This window comes from Flavobacterium sp. DSR2-3-3 (assembly GCF_049896585.1).
GTDB lineage: Bacteria > Bacteroidota > Bacteroidia > Flavobacteriales > Flavobacteriaceae > Flavobacterium.
On the sequence record NZ_JAFCUP010000001.1, the window covers coordinates 1 to 21,006 of the forward strand.

Consider the following 21,006-nt stretch of genomic DNA (forward strand, 5'->3'; position numbering starts at 1 on the left):
TTTTAACTGACAAGAAAAATTTGAAGTTTTTTTGAAATAATTTTTATCTCATTTGCCTCTGCTTTTCTTATCAATCTGTCAAGGAACTTTGCTTGTTTTGCGGGGTGCAAATGTAACATCCGTTTTCTATTCTCACAAGCTTTATCGAATCTTTTTTAGAAAATAAATTCTCTAATCTAATTCGTTGTACTTGCCAGTCTGTGAAAGAACGTCTGCGTCATTGCGGGTGCAAAACTACACCCTTTATTGGGTTATTCAAGCTTTTTAAACACTTTTTTTTGACCTTTTCTTAACTTTATCTTTAACTAACTGATATCATGTTTTTTGAAAGAACAAGTTTTTTAAACAAATCTACAATCAAATATACCTTAAACTCGTTTTCTTGTCAAAATCCCCTATTCCACTAATGAAAGATTACCTTCATAAGCATTTCTTTGCTTAGTACATCTTTCAAAATCTAAACAGTATTGCATTATTTGTAGCTCATCGGTACCCTTTGCGACTTCAAATGTTACTTTCGTGCTATTATTCAAAAACATGATTAAGCTAACTAATGGTTTTGTCCGATACATTATATTGTACAAAATTGTACTGTTACTTTTTCACTCTTATATATAAGGTATCATAATATTCGTAAAAACAACAACAAGTTATAGATTACCGAGGTTCGCGTTAGGGATAGCAGCGAAAAGCCCACAGGAAAACGAAATGAAATGGAGTTTTGCGAGGACTTGCGGCGAATAGCCCGACCGTTTATAAAAAAGAGGCTATTATCGATATCGATAATAGCCTCTTTTTTATAAACGGTAACGCCCAAATGAAAATCTAATCGAAACGTATGGCTTTGACTGGTGAAATTTTGGTTATTATATAGGAAGGAATTAATAGTATCAGGAAACAAACGGTCACGGTAAGCAGGTTTAATAAAAGAATGTATCCCCAATTTAGATAAACTGGCGCTTGATTGACGTAATAGTTCTCTGGTGGAAGTTGGATTATACCAAATTGTTGTTGGATTAACAATAATAAGATACCGATTAGGTTTCCCCAGAAGAGTCCTCTTACTATAAGATAGAAGGCGTTGTACAGAAATATTTTTCGTACTAACCAATTATTAGCCCCTAACGCTTTTAGAATTCCAATCATTTGGGTTCGCTCGAGAATCAGCACTAATAAAGCTACTACCATATTGATTGTGGCGACAAGAATCATAACTACTAATATAACAACGATGTTGAAATCGAATAGTTGCAGCCATTCAAATATATAACTGTATTTCTCGATTATAGTTTTAGTATCCAACGTTGATGCTATTTGTGCATAAACCTGCTCACCAATTGATTCTATAGCATTAAAATCATCCACAAAAATCTCGAAAGCACCTATTTGATCAGGGGTCCATTTATTGATACGCTGCATGTGACGAATATCTCCTATTATATAGGTAGCATCGAATTCTTGAAAACCAGAATTGAAAATCCCAACAACATCAAAATTCCTCAGGTTATACCCTTTCTCTTTCATAAAGAAAGTGTTGAATGCATCACCAACTTTTAAATTCAACCGATTTGCAATAAACTGAGATATCACAACTTCTTCATTTAACTTTCCTTTGTTATTTGGAATTCTACCTTCAACAATGTATTCCTTTATATTGTCCCACTTATAATCAGTTCCCACGCCTTTGAAGACAATTCCTTCGAAAGTGGTTTCGGTTCTAATAATACCAGCTTTACTGGCAATGGCCTGAATATGTTCTACTCCACGAACTGAAGTAAACTTTGGATAAAAATCCTGTTTTTTAGAAATTGGAACTAATGTCACTTCAGATTGATTGTTATCGTAATTTGAAATAATGATATGTCCATTGAAAGCCGAAACTTTCTCTCTAATTTTTTGCTGCAGCCCAATTCCGGTCGCTACTGAAACAATCATCATAATCATACCGATGGCAATTGCTGAAATAGCGATTTTTATAATTGGAGCAGAAATGCTACTTTTATAATCTTTAGCAGTAATAAGACGTTTGGCGATGAAATATTCTAAATTCAATTTAATTACTTTTCTAATTTGGATTTGCTTCGCCAGTCTGCGTTGCTTAAGCCAAAAATACAGCTAAAACACGAATTACACTAATTGACCTTAATTTTATTTGCTCCTATATATGAACTCATTTTTTAAAATATCTTTTAATTTAATATTTCTGATAATCATTTCAACTTCCTATTCTGCCAGAAAAACCGATACAATGGGAAATATAAAATCGAATTTAGACAAGGCTGATACCAATTTACAAATAAGGACAAAAACCGGAGCAGATAATTATAATAACTATTTACCATTGTTAAAAAACAAGAAAATTGGAATTGTAACAAATCAAACCGGTATTCTCTCTAATAAAATACATTTAGTAGATTTTCTTTTAGAAAAAAACATAGCCATCCAAAAAATATTTGCACCAGAACACGGTTTTCGCGGAACTGCTGATGCGGGCGAACATGTCGTTGACGGTAAAGATTCTAAAACTGGACTTTCAATTATTTCGCTTTATGGTGACAATAAAAAACCAAAACCACAACAACTTTCAGGAATCGACATTATGGTTTTTGATTTGCAAGACGTAGGCGCACGATTTTACACTTATATCTCTTCGTTACATTATATAATGGAAGCCTGTGCTGAAAATAATATTCCGCTTTTGATTCTTGACCGACCAAATCCTAACGGAAGTATTGTTGACGGTCCAATTCTTGAACAATCATTCACCAGTTTCGTGGGAATGCATCCAGTTCCTTTACTTCATGGAATGACAATTGGAGAATATGGAAAAATGATTAATGGTGAGAAATGGCTGAAAAATGGTCTACAATGCAAATTGACTGTTATTCCATGCATTGATTACACACGAATAATGAAATATAATTTACCTGTAAAACCTTCACCAAATCTTCCAAATGATCAAGCCGTGAATTTATATGCAAGTTTATGTCTTTTTGAAGGTACAAATGTAAGTGTAGGACGAGGAACTGAACTACAGTTTCAAATTTATGGCTCTCCATATTTACCGAAAAGTACTTTTAGTTTTATTCCGAAACCAAATTTTGGCGCACAAAATCCCGTTTACAATGGCATCGAATGTTACGGAGAAGATTTATCTGCGACTGCGAAGGTAAATCGACTGGAACTAAAATGGTTAATTGAAGCCTACAGGTCGACAACTGACAAATCAAAATTCTTCAATCCTTTTTTTACAAAACTCGCAGGAACTAAAAAACTACAACTGCAAATCGAAGCAAGAATGCCGGAAAATAAAATAAGAGAAAGTTGGAGGAACGGGTTAGTTCAGTTTAAGGAAATGAGATCGAAATATTTGATTTATTAATCCTCATCCCAGTACTCTTCAAAGAAGAGGAAGACGATGTATAAAATTTTTAAAGAATCAACTTCTTTTTCATTTCTTCGACAATATTAAAAGCAGCTGGACATATAGCTACGTTTTTCAATGTTAAGTCCGTGATTTGTTGAAACTTTTTTCTATCCGTATGCGGGAACTCTCTGCATGCTTTTGGGCGAACATCATAGATCAAACAGGCATTTTCCTTATCCAAAAAAGTACAAGGCACACTTTGTAACACATAATCCCTGTCTTCATCGATGCGAAGATATTGCTCAATAAACTTTTTTGGTTTTTGACGCAAATATTTTGAAACACGTTCAATATCTGCATCTGTAAACAATGGTCCTGTGGTTTTACAGCAGTTCGCACACTTTAAACAATCTGTTTTCTTGAATTCGGCGATATGCAAATCTTCCATTATGTAATCCAAATTCTTTGGCGTCTTCTTTTTCAGCTTATCAAAATACTTTTTATTTTCGATATGCTTATCTTTGGCTTCTTTAGGAAGATTGTTTAAAATAGTGTTCATTCGCAGGTTTGTTTTTTCGTTTATTCGATAAAACATGTCGCGAAATTACTTAAAACAAATCAACAAATAACTAAATTAACACATCAACTATAATGAAAGACCTTCTTGGCAAAGCCATACTTGATTTTCAAACTAATAATTCCCCAGAAGATTTAATCACGGAAACCTCAATTTCAGAAGAAGATGAAATGAGCGTTGAATATTTATTTCGTTCTTATGCCGAAATGCCAAAACTAGAACAGAAAGCCTTAATACTTGCGAAGGGGAAAATTTTAGATGTAGGCTGTGGCGCCGGAAGTCATAGTTTGTATTTACAAAACGAAAGGAATTTCGATGTTCATTCGATTGATATTTCTCAAAATGCAGTTGAAGCCTGTAAACTTCGTGGATTGAAAAATGTTCAAGTTCAAAATATTCTTGAAATGGATTCTACTAATCCTCAAAATAAATTTGACACTATTTTATTATTAATGAATGGTACAGGCATATTTGGAACACTAAAAGATACCACTAAATTTTTAATAAAACTAAGAAGCTTACTTAATCCAAACGGACAAATTCTTATAGATTCTTCGGATATCATTTACATGTTTGATAATGATGAAGATGGTGGCAAATGGATTCCCAGCAGTGGTTATTATGGCGAATTGACTTTTACAATACGTTATAAAAACGAAAAAGAGGACCAATTTCCTTGGCTTTACATGGATTACAACACTTTGCAAAACGCGGCTTTCGCCAATGGATTACAAAGCGAGTTAATTCTCGAAGGGGAACATTATGACTATTTAGCAAGACTTTCGATTATAAACAATATTTTATAGTATGGAAAATATTATATTAGAAAAATTACGATATCCAATCGGAAAATTTATCGTACCGGAAAGTTACTCCACCACGTATCTCACTGCTAAAATAGCTGAAATTGCAAGTTTCCCTGAACAATTGAAAAAGGAAGTGATCCATTTAACCGAGGAACAACTCGAAACACCTTATCGTCAAGGTGGTTGGACAATTCGACAAGTGATTCATCATTGCGCTGACAGTCACATGAATTGTTTTATTAGAATTAAATGGACGCTGACCGAGGATCATCCCATAATAAAATTTTATCACGAAGATCGTTGGGCTGAATTAGATGATAATTTAACAATGCCCATCCAACCTACTCTTTCTTTTCTAGAAGGTTTACACTTTCGCTTGGCGTATTTAATGAATGGGCTATCAGAAGCTGATTTACAAAAATCTTTTATTCACCCTGATGCAAACGCGGTATTTCAAATAAAGGAAATAATTGGAACATATGCATGGCATGGCAACCATCATTTAGCACATATCACGGAATTAAAAAAAAACAAAGGCTGGTGATTCTTGTGTCTACTTTTTTGTTTTTAATGAAAAATCCCAAATACAGTTTTAAACAGCATTTGGGATTCTTAATTTTTTTAAGGAATATTCAAATATTTATGAGTCTGCAATGAAACGCGCCATTTGGGATTGTTCATTACATAATCTACTATAAGCGGTGTCATTTCTTCTTTTTTACTCCATTCTGGCTGCAAGAATAAAATCGCATTATTATTCACTTTTTCCGCTTGCTCTTCGGCAAAAATAAAATCATGCTTGTTGAAAATAATCACTTTCAACTCGTGTGCATTATCGTAAACCGTTTGTGTTGGTAATTTATTTTTTTTGGGAGACAAACAAATCCAATCCCAATATCCAGTAAGCGGATACGCCCCAGAAGTTTCTATATGAACTTTTCTATTGTTTTCTTTTAACTTTTTCGTCAGCAAAGACATGTCCCACATTAATGGTTCACCACCAGTTACCACAACAGTTTCTGAATACTTACTGGCATTTGCTACAATTAAGTCAATTGCTGTCGGTGGGTGTAATTCTGCATTCCAACTTTCTTTCACATCGCACCAGTGGCAACCCACATCACATCCACCTATTCTAATGAAGTATGCAGCGGTACCTGTATGAAACCCTTCTCCTTGAATGGTATAGAACTCTTCCATTAATGGCAGCATGGCGCCTTTATTAACTTCTAACTGTATTTCTTTTGATAACATTCTATTATTTTAAAGTGCAAAGATAGTTAATTTGAAAAGAGATAATTTGAAAACAGTGACTAATATAAGAAACTTTGAAAGCACCGAAGAAGTTTACCAACTTAATGAAATCAATAGTTACGAGAATATAAATCATCGCAAAAAATTACTGCCTTCAAATACTAACCACAAAAAAACCGATAGCCACTAGACTATCGGTTTCCCATTTTAAATATTTAAATCTTTATTATTTTAAAATTTTTAAAGATTCTAAAGCATAACTATTCGCCGGGTCTAATGCTAATGTTTTTTTAAAATATTCTTTAGCTTTAGTTGTATCAGTGTTAGCGAAACTTGCGGCCATATTATTATAAGATTCGATAAACTTCGTCTTAACTGCTGGTTTTGCTAACTCCGCTGCTCCTAACTCAGTCGTTTTGGCAACATAATCTTCATAATTTTTTACCATTGCATCATCTTTTTCAAGCAATCTATTTGTTCTTGCTCGGTATAGATAAGCTTCTAGGTAAGTTGGTGAAGCTACCAAAACTTTTTCGAAAGCTGCATCTGCTTTTTGTAAAGCTACAACATCAACTTTTACATCTTTTCCTTTGTTAGTGTTCGCATAATAATTTGCTAAACCATAATACACATTGTCATCAAGGAAATTTGAAGATTCTTTAGTATTTGCTCCAAATTCAAATATTGCTGCTGCTTCATTATAAAGTTTTTGTGTAAATAATTTTTTACCAACTTCACTTAAATCTTGCACCGCTAAAGGTTCCATTTCAATGGCTTTTTTCACATCTATCAAACCTGCACTAAAAGCAGCCGGATCAATTGATAAACCATCAGCACTTGTTCCTTTTTTGATTTTTGTTAATCCTAAATATAAATAATCTAAAGCAATCGGTTTATTCGCTGGAGCATTGATAAAACTCTCTAAAGATTTAATAGCAACATCCACATTTCCATTTTTATAAGCTGCATAACCTAAATAACGGTAAATCCTTGGATTAACTTTGTCCAACTCAATCATTTTATTAGCTTCAGCTTCAAGAGCCACATAATCTTCTATCAAAATAAGAAAATCGGCACGACGCATTCTAGAATTAATAGAGTAATCAGTTAATGACATGTATTTATCATAATATCCTAGTGCCGTTTTATAATTAACAGCAGCTTGAGATGGCTTATTACGTGCTATTTTATAATAGGTCTCAGCTAATTCTCTGTAAACTGGACCATAATTGGGATTTATAGCAATTACTTCATTGTACGCTTTTGAAGCTTCATCATAAGATTTAGCACCTTTTAACAAAACACCTAATTGCATTTTAGCTCTCAATAAAGTATTATCTAATTGAAAAGCACTTCTATACGCTACGTAAGCTTCATTTTGTTTCCCATCACCATAATATGCATCACCTAATGCAAGTTGCAATTGTGCATCTTGAGAATTGTTTATTGCTGCACGAGTCAAAATTGCAATAGCCCCTTTATAATCAGGTTTGTTTGCATTCATATATGCTCTGGCTACATAAACAAATTCTTGAACATCTTTTTTTCTCATGTCTTTGGTGGCCAATGCAAATTTAGCTTGTGCACCAGTAAGATCATTTTTATTCAAATCCATCTGACCTAAACCGATATAATTTAGTTTAGCATTCTCAGACGCATTCAATCCTTCTTGAAAATAAATTTTAGCAGAATCCTCTACACTTTGAGTAAGGTAAACATTTCCTAAAGTAAAGAAAGCCGCTCCATTAGAAGGTTTTGCTTTAATAATTGATTTTAAAATCGATTTTGAACTTTCAAACTGCTCCGCGTCGATAGCTTTTCTAGCTTGATTAATATCTTGTGCTTGTGTCGTAAAAGCAGAGGCCATTAAGGCAACGCTAAAAGTTGTAAATTTATTCATTTTCATTGTAGTTAATTTATTTTTCATCATTTTAACTTTTCGTTATTGTAAATTTTCTTGTAGGAATACGTACAGGTAACAATCCAGATTTTAAAATTATCCTTTGCCCGATATCTCCACCAACAAATGAGGCAAAGCCCATTCCTAATCCAGAGTATCCTTGACAATTTATTATATACAAATCACGTGCCAAAGGGTATTTTTTTTCTGCGATATTGTTTTGTGAAGGCATATAGTAGTTATCTCCGTTCACTCCTTTTACACTTAAAGTATTTACTTTATCAACATACTTTTGCATATCAGGTTTTGGCTGAGAAAGCCAATTGACGCCCACCACACCTATCATTCCTTCATTGGCTGAAACATGTTTTATAACCTCATCATTTGTCTTAAATGAAAAAACGCCCTTTTCAGGAATCGTTTTAATCCTTGCCAACGATTTTAAATAACGAACCGTACTTGAATTTAAGTTATCAAAAACTAAACCTTTTATTGAAGAAACTGGATTTCCTTGCATAAAACTGATAACATCGTTTAAAGCTATAAGAGAATCTTGACCATTTCTATTAGCGACAAAAGCAATTGCATCGGTACCAAAAGGTGTAATCTTAGGGTTAATTTTTCTTTGTTTAAAAATTTCAAGTTCTTCAGGCGTCAAGTTTCTGGATAAAATTGCTATTGCACTTTTTTTATTAAATAAAGAATTAACTGTTTCCGATTCTGATTTTGAGATCAGGCTAATTTTGGCCTCGTATTTATTCTCGAATACTGCAACTTGGTCTTCAATAATTGGAGTTAAAGTTTCATCTACATAGATAGATGCTGAGCCTTTCAAAATAGTTTCTTCTTCTTTTGATTTATTTCCTTGATTACAAGAAACTACAAAAGCGATTGCTAAGAAGAAAATCAAATACGGAAGTTTAGCAGAATTTTTCATAATCTAATCATTATTATCATTAATAATCCTAAAGAATCTAAACGAAGCATAAGCAATCAGCAGAACACCAAAAGCGACTCTATAAATAGGCTGCATATCTAAAGGAAAATTCTTCATAAAGATAATGAATAAACCTAAAACAAGATAAACCAGAAAAAACAAAATTCCTAAAACAAGAAGAAATCGCTCTCTAAGCGATTTCTTCTTAATATTATTAAGTATGTTACTCAGCATTACTCTGCAGATTGAATGGTTATTGGTAACGAATAAAGTACTCGAACCGGTTTACCATTTTGTACCCCAGGAGACCATCTTGGTGATTTTTTCAAGACACGAATAGCTTCTTTTCCAGTTCCGTAACCAATATCTCTAATTACTTTAATGTCAGTTAAGGAGCCGTCTTTTTCAACTACAAAAGTTACATAAACTTTACCTTTCAACCCTTCTTCTTCAGGAGTTACATAATTACTACCTACAAATTTGTAAAATTTCTCGATACCTCCAGGAAAATCAGGTTTAACTTCAATACCAGCAGTGTTATAAATCTGGTTATCAACCTCTTCTACTACTGCGGCAGTTCCAGTACCAACTGGTTCAACAGTTAAAACAGCATCTGGATCTCCTTTTATAGTTTCAGCACCTAATTTCTTATCTTTAATTTCGACAGTTTTTGGCGGTTCTTCAGTAACTTCATCTGCTTTTGCAACCACAGGTTTAACAAATTTAACCTGATCCACTTTTGGTGGCGGCGGCGGCGGCGGCGGTATGTTTTTCTTTATTTCTTCTTTTGGTGGTAACTTGATACTAACAATTTTAGTATCTAAGGTGTCATCAGCTTCTGTTGAATTAGGAAGTAAACGTAATATTAGTGGCATACTAACAGCTACAGCGAAAACAATTGCACCTAAGATAAGTGCTCTAACTGTAGTTTTGTTATTTGATTTTCGTAACTCATAAGCTCCATAAGCTTTGTTACGACCCTCGAATACAATATCAAGCCATTGGTTTGTGAATATATCTAATTTCATTTTTCTTAATTATTAAGTTATTGAGCAATAAGAAAATCTTATTTACCTTCTAACAGTTTTAGTTCCTCTGGAGAAAAATCATTAACAATTGCATTTGAAGGTACTCCAACAATTGCCATCTCGTCTAGTATGTCTACTAAATTACGATAATTTGATTTTTTACTTGGTTTGATAATTACGATCAATCCTTTGTCTTTATTCCCGGTATATTCAACTACTGATATTTTTCTTTTCAATAGTTCTTTACGGATACCCTCTTTACCATAAGAAATGTCTTTAGGACCTGCAATTGGAGTTGCTAATAAACCCATGTAATAAACCATCTTATCATTGTCTCCTAACAAAACAGTCAAGGTACGATTTTCATCAACTTTAATCGGTTTTTCATTAGGATCATCTTGCTTATCAGGCAAACCCAAACTCATGGATTGGGGTTTAGACAATGTAGTGGTCAGCATAAAGAACGTAATCAACAAGAATGCCAAATCCACCATAGCAGTTAAATCTACTTTTGAATTGGATTTTTTACTTCTTACTTTACCACTTTTTTTGCCTCCACCGTCACCGGTATTTAATTCAGCCATTATAGTGTATGTTTTTAGTTATTTTTGTGTTGCTCTTAAACTCGTAACCAAATTAAAATTATTGATTTTTTGATCTTGCAAAATATCCATAACTCGTTTAATTGCAGGATACTCTTCTTTTGAATCCCCTTTTATAGCGATTTGCAATTCCTTGTCATTCACATCAATATTTGCTATACGAGAATTGTATATCCAATCTTTCAATTGATTATCCAATGAATCTTTAGGAACTCCCGGCTGCAAACCTGGTTTATTTCTATCCGCAGTCTTCATTGCAATAAGTTGCTTTAAAGCTGTAATAGGCACTCCTACACCTTCCATCAGAGAAAATGTTTCCAATTCCTGTTCTGTAAATGCAACACTATATTTTTGCCCCATTAACTCCAAGGCTTTTTTTCTAACTTCTCTACCTTTTAGGTCAAAGAAAACTTTTCCTTTTCCAATAGTTATAGTAGCTAAATTATCTTCCGGTAATTTAGTTTGCACCTGTGATGCAGGTGTATCTACTGGCAATGCTTCCGGTATCTTTGCAGTTGCCGTCATTACAAAAAACGACAACAAAAGGAAAGCGACGTCACACATAGCAGTCATATCCGTAGACCCTGCTTTTTTTTGCATTTTTATAGCCATCAATTTTTTTTTTAAATTTACTAGAAAATAGAAACCAATTAAGAGAATCTATTTTCTTGTAAATTAAGTTGTTAATTATTTTTGTGTACTTCTGAAGTGTCTGTACGTGTTTACAATTGTATTACCTGCCTCATCAATAGAATAAGTCAAAGTATCAATTTTAGACGTAAAGAAGTTGTAAGCTACAATTGCTAAAGCAGAAGTTGAGATACCTGTGGCTGTATTGATCAAAGCTTCAGAAATACCATTTGCAAGTGCAGCTTGATCTGGAGTACCAGCAGCAGACAAAGCACTAAATGCTTTAATCATACCTGTAACCGTTCCTAACAAACCTGCAAGTGTCCCTAATGAAACCATAGTTGAAAGAATTGTCATGTGCTTTTCTAACATTGGCATTTCCAATGAAGTAACTTCTTCTATTTCTTTGTGGATTGTTTCAGCAGCAGCTTCGCTATCTAAACCCTCTCTTTTAACTTCCTGGTATTTCAATAAAGCTGACTTTATTGGATTTGCAACAGAACCTTTTTGTTTGTCACATGAAGCAATAGCTCCTTCAATATTACCATTTTTAATATCATTTTGTACACTTGTCATGAACTTATCAAGATTTCCTGTACCTGCCGCTTTCGAAATTACAGCATAACGCTCAAATGAAAACACAACAACCATTAATAAAAAGCCTAATAATACTGGTACAATAGGACCTCCTTTGTAAACCATTGCCAACATATTCCCTGGTAATGGATGACCTGTGTTAACACCACCTTCAAAATTAGCGCCATTACCCATTATAAAATTCCAAATTAACCATCCAACAAAAATACATGCTACAATAATGATTCCTGAAATCATTCCTCCTCCGTTTGCTGCTTTTTCTTTTTTAACGTTTGCCATTTTTTTTTAATTTTAATAGTTTTAAATAAATTATCTTAGTTATATTAAACTTGTAGTGGAGCAAATTTATATTTTTAGTTCAAATAAAAAAACTTTTTTTTATTATATTATATATAAATTTATTTCAAAAACATATTTACAGATTACCCTCTTGCATTTATATCAATATACGCAAACAAATAGCACGTTTTATAAAAAATAACATATTTTTTTAAGAAAAATTAACACAATATTTCATTTCCAGCCTGTTTAGCAGGAAAACTATTATTTTGTGATATTAACAATAAAAAAGCAGGAAAACTGCGGTATGCACTAAATTTGTTCATTTTAGAAAAATATAATATCTTACAAATGTTTTAAATACAAACTTATTATGAGCAGAAAAGAAGACTTCACCAAGCATATCTCTGAAGGATACTTTTTTAAAGGACAAAGCATTATTTTGGGCGGTGCTATTTTAGATGGAGAAGCCATCCCAGATGCTCACGTGAAGATCCCACTGAAAACCTTTAATCGCCATGGATTAATTGCTGGTGCTACCGGAACCGGGAAAACCAAAACCATTCAAGTCCTGTCCGAACAATTATCAACTTTTGGAATTCCTGTTTTAATGATGGATATCAAAGGCGATTTTAGCGGAATTGCAAAAGAAGGCGAAGAAAAACCGTTTATAACGGAGCGCCACACTAAAATCAACATTCCTTATTCAACTGCTCGATTCCCTGTTGAATTAATGACATTATCAGAACAAAACGGAGTTCGGCTACGCGCAACAATATCTGAATTCGGACCAGTATTATTCTCTCGAATCCTTAACTTAAACGATACTCAAGCTGGCGTCGTTTCAGTTATCTTCAAATATTGTGATGACAATAAAATGCCTTTATTAGATTTAAAAGACATCAAAAAAGTAATCAATTATATTACGGAAGAAGGAAAAGACGAAATAGAAGAACATTATGGTAAAATTTCTACTTCCACAGCTGGCACTATTCTTCGAAAAATAATTGAGTTAGAGCAGCAAGGTGCCGATTTATTCTTTGGTGAGATGTCATTTGATGTGGAAGATTTAATGCGAATTGATGAAAATGGAAAAGGATATGTCAACATAATACGATTGACTGATATACAAGATAAGCCAAAGTTATTCTCGACCTTTATGTTGAGTTTATTGGCTGAAATTTACCAACAAATGCCTGAAAAAGGAGATTCTGACCAACCTGAATTGGTAATCTTTATTGATGAAGCTCATCTAATTTTCAATGAAGCCAGCAAAACTTTATTAGAACAAATTGAGACCATTGTAAAATTAATTCGTTCGAAGGGTATCGGAATTTATTTCATAACACAAAATCCGATAGATATCCCAAACGGCGTCTTGGCACAATTAGGCTTAAAAATACAACACGCTTTGCGAGCATTTACAGCAAATGACCGAAAAGCCATCAAACAAACTGCAGACAATTATCCAACATCCGATTATTATAAAACTGATGAAATCCTAACCAGCCTTGGAATTGGCGAAGCACTCATTACTGCATTAAACGAAAAAGGAATTCCTACACCGCTCGCTGCGACGATGATTCGTGCCCCAATGAGCAGGATGGATGTTTTGACCGAAAGCGAAATTCAGGAAATCAACAATAAATCAAAATTGGTAAAAAAATATAGCGAACTGATTGACCGCGAAAGTGCGTATGAAATGCTAAATAAAAAAATCACCATTATAGAACAAGAAGATTCCGAACAAGAGCAAAAACAGGAATCTCAAAAACAACAAAACCAACAGCCAAGTACAGCTAGCGTCGTAGGAAAATCAGTTTTGAAAGTATTGACTAGCGCTACGTTCATCAGAGGTGCATTTGGTGTGCTAACAAAAATGTTTAAAAAATAAGATCAATCATGAAAAAATATTTCATTCAAAATACTCCTTTCATTGTTCCGACTAACGATGGAAAACTAATCGAAGAACATCACGGAAAGGCTTCGACAGATAATCCGGAAATCTCCATAGCTCACATGGTTGCACCACCTAAATGGAGTGAACCTTTTCAAACTCCTGAATTTGAAGAGTACACCTATGTCATAAAAGGTAAAAAGCAATTCATCATTGAAGAGGAAATTATCATTTTGAAAGCTGGACAATCGATAAAAATCGAGAAAAATACGCGCGTTCAGTACTCCAACCCGTTTGACGAACCTTGTGAATACATTGCGATCTGCAAACCTGCCTTCGATTTTACTAAAGTACATCGCGAGGAATAAACAACTTCAATAAAAGGAAAACATTATCTAAATATATTCAAGTCAATAACGCCTACAAAATTATTGCAAGAGCTCATGAATTTTATTTTCAACGGCTTCTGAATCCCATATTTCGTTAATGTTTTCCATTTTCAAAACTTCTTCCATAATGGCATTTTGATAATCTCCTATAGCCAAGGCTTCAGCATAAGGACGATCACTAAAAGTAACTCTGCTGTAAAGCGGAATCCATTTTTCAGGGTATTTATCTGAGAATGCTTTTTCAATTTTCTTTTGTAAAAGGAAATTTTCATCAGCTGTTTTCGAACTCATTTCTAAAAAATTACGATACGAAAGTTCCGCAATAGCATCTGCGTTAGGTTTGCGGGATTTTTGATATTCAGAGAAAATGGATTTCCAGTCATCACCATACTTTTCCATCATTTCATAAAGCACCGAAATATCTTCAAAACCAGCATTCATTCCTTGACCATAAAAAGGAACAATTGCATGACTGGCATCACCAATAAGTGCAATTTTATCTTCATAAGTCCATGGATAACATTTCATCGTCACTAGCGTGCTGGTCGGATTTTTAAGGAAATCTTCCGCTAATTTTGGAATTACATCAATAGTATCCGGTAAGTTTTTTTCGAAAAAAGCCTCTACTAATTTTATGTCTTTTAATGATGCAAAAGAATTTTCTCCTTCAAACGGCATAAACAAAGTACAAGTAAAACTGCCGTCTAAATTAGGCAATGCAATCAGCATATATTCTCCGCGAGGCCAGATATGAAAGGAATTTTTATCTAATTTATGTGTTCCGTCAGGATTTGCAGGAATGTTTAATTCTTTGTAACCAATAGGCAAAAATTCTTGTGAATAATCAAACATACTTTGGCGTTGCATACGGTGACGAATTCTTGAGAAAGCACCGTCAGCGCCAAAAACCATATCGTATTTTTTATCTTCCCAAGCGCCACGTTCTGTTTCACCAATGTGAAGCGTTGCATCATCAAGTGTTACATCCCATATTTTATGCTCAAAAAAGAATTCAGCACCTGCGGCTTCCGCTAAATCAATCATTTCCCTATTCAAAAGCCCCCTAGAAATAGAATAAATTGATTCTCCCTCTTGACCATAATTTTGGAAATTAAGTTTGTCTACCAAGTGAATCGCGCGTTTTTCCATAGGAATAGCGATTTTGCGAACCTCATTTCCTATTTCAACTCCATCTAAAGCTTTCCAGCCGCGGTTAGACATCGCTAAATTGATGGAACGACCTGAAAATTGTATTTTACGAATATCTGGACTTCTATCGTAAACATGAACTGTATGACCTGCTTTACGAAGATAAATAGCTAATAAAGATCCGACTAACCCAGAACCTACAACCGCTATTTTTATGGGAGTTTGCATTATTTTTTTATCAAAAGTTAGGCAAAATTACTGAATTATTATCTTCGGCACTTTAAAAACAATTATTTTTTACGTGGGGTAAAAACCAATTTTGTTGCAGTTCTGACAATCTCTTCTTTATTTAGCTTCATCCTCCTGAATTTACCGGCATTATACAACTCCGCTTGATCGCTGTAATGCGCGCTCATTGGGTTCCCAGACTGTCCAGTTGGTAGTATGCTCCAGCTGTTTTCTATATCAGAGAAATCTATAATTCTTCTTGTTGAAGGGCCTCCTTTTACGATGTAATTCCCATCATCCGTAAAATCAAAAAACAGGTTATTGATTACTTCAGTAGAACCAGAAACTTCAAAAGGGCCAACATTGAAGATACTCCTTAAGGCCGCTATTTTTCCCAACGGATGCTGATGTTCGACAGTATGCACTTTATTCCAAGTCCAATCCGAAACAGAACTTCCTAATTGTTTTTCTAACGCTATTATCGATTCTTTGAATGATTTTGAGACAATCTGGCTTCTCGTTTCTTTCTCCTTTTTAGTATTAACATTATCCCACCAAAGTGATTTTTCATTCGTGATTTGTTTTGCGATAATTTGCTTCATGATGTGTGTTCCTAAAAACATCTTGAAATTTTCAGCACCAAGTTCATCTTCAAAAGTGTTTTTTAAATAATTAAAAATCCATTTATTATAAATTGTTGGAGCCACATCATTGAGATTATTAGATCCTTTCCAGTCCTTTAAAACGATAAGAGCCTGTTTTTCATTTGCAGAAAGGGATTGCTGATTTATATTTGAAATTAAATCCTTAACAACTTTTGGTGCCACAGAAGATGTATTATCGAAAATCATTTTTCCAACCGCAACCATATCCCAATCTGATTTTGGATTTAATAATTGCGTGATTCGTTTGGCACGATCTTCTGGAAGATAATAACCGGGATATAAGAAACCGTTAATAGGTTCGGGCTGATTGTTGGCGGAATACACATAATTCCATCTTGGGTTCACCGCCGAAGGATTTTTGGAGAAATCTAAAAATTCTTTTATATCATCTTTGCCACTGGCTCCATCCAGAATAAAATTAGGATTCACTCCTTCTTTGTGCTTGTATAATTTTCCTGTTGCCCACCAAGCCACATTTCCTTTGGCATCGCCATACATTACATTCAATCCCGGCGCAGCGATAAGCGAAACTCCTTTGTGAAAATCCGCTTTATTTTTAGCATGCGAAAGTGCATACACCGCATCGAGAATTTGAATGGGTTGTTGCGTATAAATCCATGACATTGCAACAGGTCTGTCTTGTTGTAAACCAACAATCAAGTCGTTCATAACAGGTCCATGGCGAGTAATTTTCACATTCAAAACAACGTCAGCTGAATCTTTTACTTTGATTGTTTTTTTTCGTATTTTATAGGCACTGAAGCCATTGGGTATTTTGTAAGAATTGGCATCAGCCGGATTATTCTCTTCTTGGTACAAATCAATATCATCATTTTCGAACATAGTCAAACCATACGCATATTCTCTGTTGTGCCCCAAAAGCGGATACGGAGTTCCCGCTAAGTAGGAGCCGTACAACTCGAATTCCGGAGTAACAATGTGCGCTTCATACCAAGTTCCCGGCTGCGAAAACCCAATATGTGGATCGTTAGCAAAAATAACTTTTCCGTTTTTCGTTTTCTTTGGAGCAATAACCCAACTATTACTTCCTATAAAAGGCGAAATTGGCGACTGCTCTAAAAGTTGTGCTACAGATTTTGAAATAGCGGCGTATTCTTGCGGTCGGTCTTTGGAATTTTTAATTTTTGTCGTGTTAAAAGAACCATCAATTCCAAAATCCTTGAGGTATTCCATTCCATATTTGTTTCGAATATCAGTCAATAACGGATCAGATTTTTGCGCCATTGCAAAACTAAAAGACATGTATCCAAAAATATTATAAACGTCTTTAATCGTAAATTTTTCTTTTTTAACGCCCACCAAACTGAACTCTATTGGCGTTGTTCCTTCATCCATATATTGATTAATCCCATCTAAATAAGCCATTGTCAATTGGTAACTTGGACTGTTTTTATCCAAAGCCGTGATTGCTTTTGCGGAAGCTTCTTCGATTCCCAATCCCGCAAAGAATTTGTCGCTTTTCAGTGCAACCGAACCAAATATTTCTGATAATCGTCCCGGCGCAATACGCCGCATCAATTCCATTTGCCACAATCGATCTTGCGCGTGCACATAACCCAAAGCCACCATTGCATCCTTTGAAGAAACCGCATAAATATGGGGAACGCCAAATTCATCGAAATATACGGTAGTTTCATTTTGAATATTTTTCAAGCGCAACTCACCTTCATATTTTGGTTTTAAATAAAAACCATAGATAAGAACCGTTACCACTAAAACAAAAACTAACGAGACTAAAACGAGAAGTAATTTTTTAAGTATTTTCATCATTGGATAAATTGAAAAACAAATATATAGGATTTGGAAGTGAATTAAAACTATTTATTTCAATGTACTATTTCAAAATCGATTTAATAAATTATTGTAATATTTTGTTTAATTTATTTCTTATTTAATTAAACAAAAAGTATATTTGTTTCAAATATGACTACACATGAAACACATTTCTAGAGACGCTATTTCTCAAATGGAAAAAATCGAAAGATTAAATTTAATCAATTCCTGCACTGGTTATAAATCGGCTAATTTGCTTGCCACAAAATCCCTTGACGGAAAATCAAATGTTGCCATTTTTAGCAGCGTGACCCATTTGGGAAGCAATCCTGCCATGATCGGATTTATCATGCGCCCCACAACTGTTCCCAGAGATACGTACAAGAATATCAAAGACACAGGATACTTTACCGTAAACCACATAACGGTTGATATGATTGAGGATGCGCACCACACTTCTGCAAATTATGAACTGGGCATTTCCGAATTTGACAAAACAAATCTGGAAGAAGAATATAAAAATGATATTAAAATCCCTTTCGTCAAAGGAAGTCCGGTGCAATTGTATTGCAAATATTTAAATGAATATTACATTAAAGAAAACGACACAATTCATGTGATTGCTTCGATTGAAAATCTATTTTTTGAAGAAGAATTAGAACATAAAGACGGCTGGTTACAAATTGACAGAGGAAATGTTGTAGCATTAAACGGACTTGATGGATATTGTTTGCCAAAATTAGTGGATCGTTTTCAATATGCCCGAAAAGAAATTCCCACTACTTCATTTTTTAAAAAATAGTAAATGCAAAAATTACGATTAATCCTTGGCGATCAATTAAATACAGAACATTCATGGTTTCAGGAATGTGACAAAGACACGATTTATCTTCTGGCAGAAATGCGTCAGGAAACGGATTATGTAAAGCATCACATTCAAAAAGTAGTGGCATTTTTCATGTCGATGAGAAATTTTTATTCGACTGTAAAAGCAAATGGCCACCAAGCCGTCTATTTTCAAATTACCGATGCAGAGAATCCACAGGATTTAGAAAAATTAATTGCCGTTTGTATCGAAAAATATAATATTGAAAAATTCGAATACCAATTACCTGATGAATATCGACTTGACCAGCAATTAAAAACGATTTGTTCCAATCTAAAAATCGAATCAGAAGCTTTTGACTCGGAACATTTTTATACCACACGCCACGAATTATCCGATTTTTTTGAGGGAAAGAAGTTATTACTGATGGAGAATTTTTATCGCAGCATGCGTAAAAAACACCATGTGTTGATGGATGGAGCAATTCCAGAGGGCAATCAATGGAACTTTGACGCTGATAATCGCAAAAAATACAAAGGGGAAGTTCCAATTCCGACGGAAAAAAGTTTCCACGCCAATGTTTCCGGAATTGTCGCCCAAATAAAAGAAGCCGGAATAATCACTTTTGGAAACATCAATCTTGATAATTTCAGTTGGCCTACTTCCCAAGAGCAATCTTTGGAAGTTTTAAAATATTTCTGCAAAAATCTGTTGAAGCATTTTGGTGATTATGAAGACGCGATGCACACCGATGAGAAATTCCTTTTCCATTCCCGTTTGTCTTTTGCCATGAACAGTAAAATGCTTTCGCCAAAAGAAGTAATCGAGACCGTTATTTCATTTTATCATGCAAATGAAGCTGAAATAACACTCTCACAAGTAGAAGGATTTGTAAGACAAATTTTAGGCTGGCGCGAATACATCCGGGGAATATATTGGAAAGAAATGCCCAATTACGCTCAAAAGAACGTCTTAAAAAACACAAACAAGCTACCTGATTTTTTCTGGACGGGTAAAACCAAAATGAGTTGTATGAGCCACGCAATCAATCAAAGTTTAGACGAAGCTTACGCTCATCACATCCAACGCCTTATGGTGATAGGAAATTTTACGTTATTGACACAAATTCATCCTGATGAAGTAGACGCATGGTATCTGGGAGTGTATATCGATGCGATTGAGTGGGTCGAAATGCCCAACACCCGCGGCATGTCACAATATGCTGATGGTGGAATTATTGCCACAAAACCGTACGTTTCCTCTGGAAGTTACATCAATAAAATGAGTAATAATTGTGCCAAATGCCACTACAATGTAAAGGAAAAATTTGGTGATAATGCGTGTCCTTTCAATACGCTGTACTGGAATTTCCTAGATGAGAAAAAAGAATATTTCAAAGGTAACCAACGCATGGGAATGATGCTGAATTTATTAAAAAAAATAAATCCCGAAGAATTGTATAAAATTAAAGTAAAGGCAAACGAAATTATTGAAAACATGGATTCCTATTAAACGAAAACCAGCCAAAAAAAAAGAGTGTTTAAATTCTACATGAACTTAAACACTCTTCACTATCTACAAAAAATAAATCTATTCTTTTTTGCTTCCGTCTATAATTGCTCCGGTTCCGGCACCAATTCCGGCACCTGCAACACCACCAATTATAGCTCCTTGCACTTTTTTCTTGCTGATTATAGCTCCTGTTGCAGCTCCAACTCCTGCACCAATTACGGCTCCTTTAGCGGTACTGCTCCACCCTTTCTTTTTTGTAGTCGTAGCACTAGTAGTCGTTGTGGTAGAACTTGGCGATTGGCGATTAACTACAACAATTTCTTTTTGAGTTTCTATTTTGGCCTCTTCAATTTTAGCCATTTCAACCTGCATAGAATCAATAATTCTTTGCTTCTCCATTTCAACTTTCATGGAATCTACTGTGGCTAATTTTGCTTTTTCAATTTCCATTTTTCCTTGATTTTGACAAGAAACAATAACTGCAGTAATCAGTATAAAATATAATGCTTTCATAATTTTAATTTTTTTTTAAATTTGTAACTCAACAAAGTAACGGCTAAATTGGCAAA

20 protein-coding genes are annotated in these 21,006 nt (G+C 34.3%); 7 read left to right on the plus strand and 13 right to left on the minus strand.

Annotated elements, in window-relative coordinates; translation table 11 throughout:
* Positions 1-825 precede the first annotated feature (825 nt).
* On the minus strand, positions 826-2,052 hold the full coding sequence (locus ACP7AQ_RS00005) for an ABC transporter permease (RefSeq protein ID WP_426093820.1): 1,227 nt from the start codon (positions 2,050-2,052) through the stop codon (positions 826-828).
* Between the two features lie 196 nt (positions 2,053-2,248).
* Between ACP7AQ_RS00005 and ACP7AQ_RS00010 the strand changes: the two genes are divergently transcribed.
* Positions 2,249-3,382 carry an exo-beta-N-acetylmuramidase NamZ family protein gene (locus ACP7AQ_RS00010; RefSeq protein ID WP_426093822.1) on the plus strand — a complete coding sequence of 378 codons (1,134 nt, stop codon included), beginning with the start codon at positions 2,249-2,251 and terminating at the stop codon, positions 3,380-3,382.
* 49 nt (positions 3,383-3,431) lie between these two features.
* Here ACP7AQ_RS00010 and ACP7AQ_RS00015 read toward each other — a convergent pair whose 3' ends face one another.
* A complete protein-coding gene (locus ACP7AQ_RS00015; RefSeq protein WP_091204441.1) occupies positions 3,432-3,926 on the minus strand; it encodes a YkgJ family cysteine cluster protein in 495 nt (164 codons plus the stop codon).
* Positions 3,927-4,018: 92 nt separating this feature from the next.
* On the opposite strand from ACP7AQ_RS00015, the gene ACP7AQ_RS00020 reads away from it, so the two are divergent.
* Positions 4,019-4,750, plus strand: coding sequence for a class I SAM-dependent methyltransferase (locus ACP7AQ_RS00020; RefSeq protein ID WP_426093825.1), 732 nt, complete (start codon positions 4,019-4,021; stop codon positions 4,748-4,750).
* A 1-nt stretch (position 4,751) separates the two neighbouring features.
* Complete coding sequence (locus ACP7AQ_RS00025) at positions 4,752-5,294, plus strand: YfiT family bacillithiol transferase (RefSeq protein ID WP_426093827.1); 543 nt, start codon at positions 4,752-4,754, stop codon at positions 5,292-5,294.
* A gap of 77 nt (positions 5,295-5,371) precedes the next feature.
* On the opposite strand, the gene ACP7AQ_RS00030 is transcribed toward ACP7AQ_RS00025, so the two are convergent.
* The 8 genes from ACP7AQ_RS00030 to ACP7AQ_RS00065 all read right to left on the minus strand — a co-directional run bounded on the left by ACP7AQ_RS00030 (position 5,372) and on the right by ACP7AQ_RS00065 (position 11,977).
* Positions 5,372-6,004, minus strand: coding sequence for a 7-carboxy-7-deazaguanine synthase QueE (locus ACP7AQ_RS00030; protein ID WP_426090263.1), 633 nt, complete (start codon positions 6,002-6,004; stop codon positions 5,372-5,374).
* Positions 6,005-6,230: 226 nt separating this feature from the next.
* Positions 6,231-7,931 (minus strand): tetratricopeptide repeat protein, encoded by a 1,701-nt coding sequence (locus tag ACP7AQ_RS00035; protein ID WP_426093829.1) that lies wholly within the window; start codon positions 7,929-7,931, stop codon positions 6,231-6,233.
* A gap of 4 nt (positions 7,932-7,935) precedes the next feature.
* A complete protein-coding gene (locus ACP7AQ_RS00040) occupies positions 7,936-8,841 on the minus strand; it encodes a PstS family phosphate ABC transporter substrate-binding protein (RefSeq protein ID WP_426093831.1) in 906 nt (301 codons plus the stop codon).
* A 3-nt stretch (positions 8,842-8,844) separates the two neighbouring features.
* On the minus strand, positions 8,845-9,075 hold the full coding sequence (locus tag ACP7AQ_RS00045) for a hypothetical protein (protein ID WP_091204157.1): 231 nt from the start codon (positions 9,073-9,075) through the stop codon (positions 8,845-8,847).
* The gene (locus ACP7AQ_RS00050) at positions 9,075-9,869 is read right to left on the minus strand and encodes an energy transducer TonB (RefSeq protein WP_426064415.1); all 795 of its coding nucleotides are present in this window, start codon (positions 9,867-9,869) and stop codon (positions 9,075-9,077) included. Before ACP7AQ_RS00050 ends, ACP7AQ_RS00045 begins: the two co-directional genes overlap by 1 nt.
* 38 nt (positions 9,870-9,907) lie before the next feature.
* Positions 9,908-10,453: an ExbD/TolR family protein gene (locus ACP7AQ_RS00055; protein WP_426064416.1), complete on the minus strand. Its 546-nt coding sequence runs from the start codon at positions 10,451-10,453 to the stop codon at positions 9,908-9,910.
* Positions 10,454-10,471: 18 nt separating this feature from the next.
* Positions 10,472-11,071, minus strand: coding sequence for an ExbD/TolR family protein (locus tag ACP7AQ_RS00060; RefSeq protein WP_426064417.1), 600 nt, complete (start codon positions 11,069-11,071; stop codon positions 10,472-10,474).
* A gap of 87 nt (positions 11,072-11,158) precedes the next feature.
* Positions 11,159-11,977 carry a MotA/TolQ/ExbB proton channel family protein gene (locus ACP7AQ_RS00065; RefSeq protein WP_426064418.1) on the minus strand — a complete coding sequence of 273 codons (819 nt, stop codon included), beginning with the start codon at positions 11,975-11,977 and terminating at the stop codon, positions 11,159-11,161.
* 373 nt (positions 11,978-12,350) lie between these two features.
* Here ACP7AQ_RS00065 and ACP7AQ_RS00070 point away from each other — a divergent pair, with 373 nt between their 5' ends.
* Together ACP7AQ_RS00070 and ACP7AQ_RS00075 are read left to right on the plus strand one after the other, a co-directional pair.
* Positions 12,351-13,871 (plus strand): helicase HerA-like domain-containing protein, encoded by a 1,521-nt coding sequence (locus ACP7AQ_RS00070; RefSeq protein WP_426093833.1) that lies wholly within the window; start codon positions 12,351-12,353, stop codon positions 13,869-13,871.
* A gap of 8 nt (positions 13,872-13,879) precedes the next feature.
* Positions 13,880-14,242, plus strand: a complete 363-nt coding sequence (locus ACP7AQ_RS00075) for a cupin domain-containing protein (protein ID WP_426093835.1) — start codon at positions 13,880-13,882, stop codon at positions 14,240-14,242.
* 60 nt (positions 14,243-14,302) lie between these two features.
* On the opposite strand, the gene ACP7AQ_RS00080 is transcribed toward ACP7AQ_RS00075, so the two are convergent.
* Together ACP7AQ_RS00080 and ACP7AQ_RS00085 are read right to left on the minus strand one after the other, a co-directional pair.
* Positions 14,303-15,640, minus strand: a complete 1,338-nt coding sequence (locus ACP7AQ_RS00080; protein ID WP_426093837.1) for an FAD-dependent oxidoreductase — start codon at positions 15,638-15,640, stop codon at positions 14,303-14,305.
* A gap of 62 nt (positions 15,641-15,702) precedes the next feature.
* Entirely contained in the window at positions 15,703-18,093 is a 2,391-nt protein-coding gene (locus ACP7AQ_RS00085; RefSeq protein ID WP_426094290.1) for a penicillin acylase family protein, read from the minus strand.
* Between the two features lie 166 nt (positions 18,094-18,259).
* Between ACP7AQ_RS00085 and ACP7AQ_RS00090 the strand changes: the two genes are divergently transcribed.
* Entirely contained in the window at positions 18,260-18,901 is a 642-nt protein-coding gene (locus ACP7AQ_RS00090) for a flavin reductase family protein (RefSeq protein WP_091204178.1), read from the plus strand.
* Between the two features lie 3 nt (positions 18,902-18,904).
* Positions 18,905-20,437 (plus strand): cryptochrome/photolyase family protein, encoded by a 1,533-nt coding sequence (locus ACP7AQ_RS00095; protein WP_426093839.1) that lies wholly within the window; start codon positions 18,905-18,907, stop codon positions 20,435-20,437.
* A gap of 78 nt (positions 20,438-20,515) precedes the next feature.
* On the opposite strand, the gene ACP7AQ_RS00100 is transcribed toward ACP7AQ_RS00095, so the two are convergent.
* Positions 20,516-20,950, minus strand: coding sequence for a YMGG-like glycine zipper-containing protein (locus ACP7AQ_RS00100; RefSeq protein WP_426093841.1), 435 nt, complete (start codon positions 20,948-20,950; stop codon positions 20,516-20,518).
* Positions 20,951-21,006 lie beyond the last annotated feature (56 nt).

Bases quoted from the DNA above. Each gene is read 5' to 3' on its own strand.
- ACP7AQ_RS00070 (WP_426093833.1), top strand. From the start codon at position 12,351: ATGAGCAGAAAAGAAGACTTCACCAAGCATATCTCTGAAGGATACTTT.
- ACP7AQ_RS00035 (WP_426093829.1), bottom strand. From the start codon at position 7,931: ATGAAAAATAAATTAACTACAATGAAAATGAATAAATTTACAACTTTT.
- ACP7AQ_RS00090 (WP_091204178.1), top strand. From the start codon at position 18,260: ATGAAACACATTTCTAGAGACGCTATTTCTCAAATGGAAAAAATCGAA.
- ACP7AQ_RS00045 (WP_091204157.1), bottom strand. From the start codon at position 9,075: ATGCTGAGTAACATACTTAATAATATTAAGAAGAAATCGCTTAGAGAG.
- ACP7AQ_RS00095 (WP_426093839.1), top strand. From the start codon at position 18,905: ATGCAAAAATTACGATTAATCCTTGGCGATCAATTAAATACAGAACAT.
- ACP7AQ_RS00065 (WP_426064418.1), bottom strand. From the start codon at position 11,977: ATGGCAAACGTTAAAAAAGAAAAAGCAGCAAACGGAGGAGGAATGATT.
- ACP7AQ_RS00055 (WP_426064416.1), bottom strand. From the start codon at position 10,453: ATGGCTGAATTAAATACCGGTGACGGTGGAGGCAAAAAAAGTGGTAAA.
- ACP7AQ_RS00010 (WP_426093822.1), top strand. From the start codon at position 2,249: ATGGGAAATATAAAATCGAATTTAGACAAGGCTGATACCAATTTACAA.
- ACP7AQ_RS00015 (WP_091204441.1), bottom strand. From the start codon at position 3,926: ATGAACACTATTTTAAACAATCTTCCTAAAGAAGCCAAAGATAAGCAT.
- ACP7AQ_RS00060 (WP_426064417.1), bottom strand. From the start codon at position 11,071: ATGCAAAAAAAAGCAGGGTCTACGGATATGACTGCTATGTGTGACGTC.
- ACP7AQ_RS00050 (WP_426064415.1), bottom strand. From the start codon at position 9,869: ATGAAATTAGATATATTCACAAACCAATGGCTTGATATTGTATTCGAG.
- ACP7AQ_RS00030 (WP_426090263.1), bottom strand. From the start codon at position 6,004: ATGTTATCAAAAGAAATACAGTTAGAAGTTAATAAAGGCGCCATGCTG.
- ACP7AQ_RS00100 (WP_426093841.1), bottom strand. From the start codon at position 20,950: ATGAAAGCATTATATTTTATACTGATTACTGCAGTTATTGTTTCTTGT.
- ACP7AQ_RS00025 (WP_426093827.1), top strand. From the start codon at position 4,752: ATGGAAAATATTATATTAGAAAAATTACGATATCCAATCGGAAAATTT.
- ACP7AQ_RS00075 (WP_426093835.1), top strand. From the start codon at position 13,880: ATGAAAAAATATTTCATTCAAAATACTCCTTTCATTGTTCCGACTAAC.
- ACP7AQ_RS00040 (WP_426093831.1), bottom strand. From the start codon at position 8,841: ATGAAAAATTCTGCTAAACTTCCGTATTTGATTTTCTTCTTAGCAATC.
- ACP7AQ_RS00085 (WP_426094290.1), bottom strand. From the start codon at position 18,093: ATGAAAATACTTAAAAAATTACTTCTCGTTTTAGTCTCGTTAGTTTTT.
- ACP7AQ_RS00020 (WP_426093825.1), top strand. From the start codon at position 4,019: ATGAAAGACCTTCTTGGCAAAGCCATACTTGATTTTCAAACTAATAAT.
- ACP7AQ_RS00080 (WP_426093837.1), bottom strand. From the start codon at position 15,640: ATGCAAACTCCCATAAAAATAGCGGTTGTAGGTTCTGGGTTAGTCGGA.